The 3,846-nt window shown below is 70.1% G+C and carries 4 protein-coding genes; 2 read left to right on the top strand and 2 right to left on the bottom strand.

The annotated features are described in order from the left end of the window. Positions 1-163: 163 nt before the first annotated feature. Entirely contained in the window at positions 164-463 is a 300-nt protein-coding gene (locus AC2W7M_RS21685; RefSeq protein ID WP_486134837.1) for a hypothetical protein, read from the bottom strand. Further along, positions 460-1,119, bottom strand: coding sequence for an energy-coupling factor ABC transporter ATP-binding protein (locus AC2W7M_RS21680; RefSeq protein ID WP_486134835.1), 660 nt, complete (start codon positions 1,117-1,119; stop codon positions 460-462). The genes AC2W7M_RS21685 and AC2W7M_RS21680 overlap by 4 nt, the downstream gene beginning before the upstream one ends. 326 nt (positions 1,120-1,445) lie before the next feature. Between AC2W7M_RS21680 and AC2W7M_RS21675 the strand changes: the two genes are divergently transcribed. Then, positions 1,446-3,260, top strand: a complete 1,815-nt coding sequence (locus AC2W7M_RS21675; RefSeq protein ID WP_486134833.1) for an IlvD/Edd family dehydratase — start codon at positions 1,446-1,448, stop codon at positions 3,258-3,260. 183 nt (positions 3,261-3,443) lie between these two features. Further along, on the top strand, positions 3,444-3,846 hold a 403-nt coding region (locus AC2W7M_RS21670; RefSeq protein ID WP_486134831.1), incomplete at its 3' end, for an isocitrate lyase/phosphoenolpyruvate mutase family protein.

The following is a 3,846-nucleotide window of genomic DNA, read 5'->3' as shown; positions in this document are numbered from 1 at the left end:
GCCCGCCAGCTCGCGCCAGCCACCGGCACGAAGCGCAGCACCAGCGCCACCGCCAGCGCCAGCCGGCGCGGATCGAGCCCGACGAGGCCGAGCGGCCGCAGCACCACGCCGAGCGCGTCCATCATGTCCTCGAGGCGCGTGGAGAGCGTCACGAGGTCCGCCATCAGAACCATGGCGAGGATTCGCAGGACGCTGGCGAGCGCGGCGGCCGGCGTTTCGGCCAGCGCCTGGATGACGCCGATGATGGCGAGCAGCGGCACCAGCGGCGTCCATTGGGCAAGCCGCGCAGCCCGCGCCGGCCGAGCGCCGCATAGGGGATGAGCACCGCCGCGAGCGCGAGCGCCAGCAGGCGCGGATCGTGGAGCGGCAGCAGCGCGATGGAGCCGAGAGCGAGACCGGCGAGCTTCACCCCCGCCGGCAGGCGATGGAGCACCGTGTCGGCGGCGAGGTAGCCGCCCCTCATGACGCGCCCTCCTGCGCCGCCGCCTTGGCGCGGGCGTGGGCGGCGTAGGCGGCGAGCACCGCTGCCGGCGCGCCGTCGGCGGCGATGCGGCCCCCGTCGAGCCAGACCACCCGGTCGAAGCCTTCCAGCAGATGCAAATCGTGGGTCGCCATCACCACCTGGAGATCGAGCGCCGCGAGGCGTCCCGAGAGGAACAGCCGGGTCGGCAGATCAAGGCTCGCGAAGGGCTCATCCAGCAGCAGCACGCGCGGTCCGGCGGCCAGGGCGGCGAGGATGCAGACCAGCTGCTTCTGCCCCTCGGAGAGCTCCTCCACCGCCCGCTGTTGCCAGCCGGCGCAGCCGTGCGCGGCAAGCAGGCGGCCGGCGCGGGCGTGGGCCTCGGCCTTCCCCATCCCCTGCTCCAGGGGACCGAAGGCGATCTCCTCGCCCACGGTGGGGAAGATGATCTGGTGGTCGACATTCTGGAACACGAAGCCGGCAAGGCCGGGCAAGGCGCGCCGATGGGCGCGGGTGTCGAGGCCGCAGACCTCCACCGTGCCTGCGTCCGGCAGCAGCAGGCCGTTCAGGAGGCGCAGCAGCGTGCTCTTGCCGGACCCGTTGTCGCCCACCAGGCCAATGCGGCGCTCAGGCAGTGCGAGATCGAGCCCGTCGAACACCGTCCGCCCGCCGCGCGCCAGCCCGCACGCCGCGCAGGCGCGCGCCGGTGGCGGAGGTCGCAGAAAGGGGAGGCGGCGGCGGATGGCATGGCGATCGGGCTCTTTGCCGCTTCGCAATATACCGTTCGCCGCGCGAGGCAAGGTGCGGCCGGCACCGTTGGACGGGCAAACCGCCGGCGGCGCACGCCGGGCGGGAATGCTGCAGCGCGAAGGGCCGGCGGCCCGGCACGGACGCAAAATCGCATTGATTTTCGAGGGCGGGCGGCGCATAAATCGCCCCGATCAAATCGATTAAAACGCCGGTCGGGGCGACGAGGAGAGGGTTGATGTCGGGACAGGGCGAGCAGCCGGAGAAGCACGGGCTGAAGCTGAGAAGCCAGCTCTGGTTCGACAATCCGGACAATCCCGGCATGACCGCGCTCTATCTGGAGCGCTACCTCAATTTCGGCCTCACCCGCGAGGAACTGCAGTCCGGCAAGCCGATCATCGGCATCGCCCAGACCGGCTCCGACCTCTCCCCCTGCAACCGCCATCACCTCGACCTCGCCAGGCGCGTGCGCGCCGGCATCGAGGCCATGGGCGGCGTGCCGTTCGAGTTTCCGGTGCATCCCATCCAGGAGACCGGCAAGCGCCCCACCGCGGCGCTGGACCGCAACCTCGCTTATCTCGGCCTGGTGGAAATCCTCTACGGCTATCCGCTCGACGGCGTGGTGCTGACCACCGGCTGCGACAAGACCACCCCGGCCTGCATCATGGCCGCCGCCACCGTGAACATCCCGGCCATCGTGCTCTCCGGCGGGCCGATGCTGAACGGCTGGTGGAAGGGCGAGCGCACCGGCTCGGGCACCGTGGTGTGGAAGAACCGCGAGCGCTTCGCCGCCGGCGAGATCGACTATGACGAGTTCATGGACGTCGTGGCCTCCTCCGCCCCCTCGGTCGGCCATTGCAACACCATGGGCACCGCCTCCACCATGAACGCGCTGGCGGAGGCGCTCGGCATGTCCCTGCCCGGCTGCGCCGCCATTCCGGCGCCCTATCGCGAGCGCGGGCAGATCGCCTACGACACCGGCAAGCGCATCGTCGAGATGGTGTGGGAGGACCTGAAACCCTCCGACATCCTCACCCGCGAGGCGTTCGAGAACGCCATCCGGGTGAATTCCGCCATCGGCGGCTCCACCAACGCCCCCATCCACCTCAACGCCATCGCCCGCCATGTGGGCGTGCCGCTTTCGGTGGACGACTGGCAGGCCGTGGGCCACAAGATCCCGCTGCTGGTGAACCTCCAGCCGGCCGGGGAATATCTCGGTGAGGAGTTCCACCGCGCGGGCGGCGTGCCCGCCGTGGTGGCGGAGCTGATCGAGAAGGGCAAGATCCACGAGGGCGCGCTCACCGTGAACGGGCGCACCATGGGCGAGAACTGCAAGGGCAAGCTCTCCTGGGACCGCGAGGTCATCAAGTCCTATGACGCGCCCATGAAGGAGGATGCCGGCTTCATCGTGCTGCACGGCAACCTGTTCGACAATGCGGTGATGAAGACCTCGGTGATCTCGCCCGAGTTCCGCGCCCGCTTCCTCTCCAACCCGAACGACCCGGAAGCCTTCGAGGGCCGCGCCGTGGTGTTCGAGGGTCCGGAGGACTACCACCACCGCATCGACGATCCCTCCCTCGGCATCGACGAATATACGTTGCTGTTCATCCGCGGCACCGGACCGCTGGGCTATCCCGGCGGCGCGGAGGTGGTGAACATGCAGCCCCCCGCCGCCCTCATCAAGAAGGGCGTCCATGCTTTGCCCTGCATCGGCGACGGCCGCCAGTCCGGCACCTCGGGCTCGCCCTCCATCCTCAATGCCGCGCCGGAAGCGGCGGCGGGCGGCGGCCTCGCGCTGCTGAAGACCGGCGACCTTGTGCGCATCGACCTCAACAAATGCACCGCCGACATCCTGATCCCGCCGGAGGAGCTGGCCCAGCGCCGCGCGGACCTCCAGGCCCATGGCGGCTTCCCCATGCCCAAAAGCCAGACCCCCTGGCAGGAGATCCAGCGCTCCATGGTGGCGCAGTTCGACGAGGGCATGGTGCTGAAGCCGGCGGTGAAGTACCAGCGCGTGGCCCAGACCATGGGCGTTCCCCGCGACAACCACTGAGCACCGCCGACCGATGGCGCGGACGCGGCGCTGTCTTTGGTGCGAACGGCGCGCGCGCCGGGCGCCGACGTGCCCGGCGCGCCCTTCGCCAGGTAGACCGCAGAGATCGTTCCGCGTGAGCGGAGCGCGTCCTAGTATCCCGCCCGCCGCCGCGCCCCGGGCCGGCGGAGGGGAGCCCAGATCATGACTTCGACCGCCGACAAGCGCCGCGCCTTCCGCAAGCTGCATGAGAGCGGCTGCTTCGTGCTGCCCAATCCGTGGGACATCGGCACCGCCCGCTTCCTCGAAGACGCCGGCTTCGCCGCTCTCGCCACCACCAGCGCCGGCTACGCCTTCTCCAAGGGCAAGGCGGATGGCACGGTGGGGCGCGACGACATGCTGGCGCACATCGCCGAACTGGTCGCGGCCACGTCCCTGCCCATGAATGCCGATTTCGAGGCCGGCTATGCGGCCGAACCCGCCGGCGTCGCTGGAACTGTCTTATGTTCCGCGCAACCCGCCATTCTTCGACTGGCTGCTGTGGGGCCTCCAGCAGATCGTCGGCACCGGCCTGCTCTCGTTTGCCCTGCTGCGGTATGCCTTGCTG

The sequence above is a fragment of the Xanthobacter sp. BG11Y11_SDJG genome (assembly GCF_057364445.1).
The sequence above is the reverse complement of the archived record's forward strand: the minus strand, read 5'-3'. Positions and strand labels throughout refer to the sequence as shown.